The 439-nt window shown below is 75.2% G+C and carries 1 protein-coding gene; it reads right to left on the bottom strand.

The window, feature by feature from the left end:
- Nucleotides 1-189 precede the first annotated feature (189 nt).
- Nucleotides 190-439, bottom strand: a 250-nt coding sequence (locus tag FV222_RS29090) for an iron-containing alcohol dehydrogenase (RefSeq protein ID WP_147816566.1), incomplete at its 5' end; no start/stop codon positions are given.

The following is a 439-nucleotide window of genomic DNA, read 5'->3' on the forward strand; positions in this document are numbered from 1 at the left end:
CGCCAAGCCCGCGGGCGCGCCGGCGCCGAAGTAGCGGCCCGGCGGTCTCACGAACGACGACGGCGCGCTTCGACCCATCCAACCCCCTCATCCTGAGGTGCGGCCGCGAGGCGGCCGCCTCGAAGGAGCCCTCCAGCCGGCCGCTGCGATCCTTCGAGGCGTCCTTCGAGGCCCGCTGACGCGGGCGCCTCAGGACGAGGGCGTGGGTTGGATCGCGGCCGTGCCGGCCAGCGCCTCCGCGTAGATCGCGCGCGCGTCGGCGCGGGTCAGCGTCCGCGGGTTGTTCACCAGGAGGCGGGTCTGCTTCATCGCGTCGTCGGCGAGGCGATCGAGGTCGGATTCCGCGATGCCGACCGCCGACAGCGAGGCCGGGACGCCGCAATCGCGGCAGATCGCGGCTAGCGCCGCGACGAAGCGCTCGGCCGCCTCGGCGTCGGGC

Source organism: Methylobacterium sp. WL103 (genome assembly GCF_008039885.1).
Taxonomy (GTDB): domain Bacteria; phylum Pseudomonadota; class Alphaproteobacteria; order Rhizobiales; family Beijerinckiaceae; genus Methylobacterium; species Methylobacterium cerastii.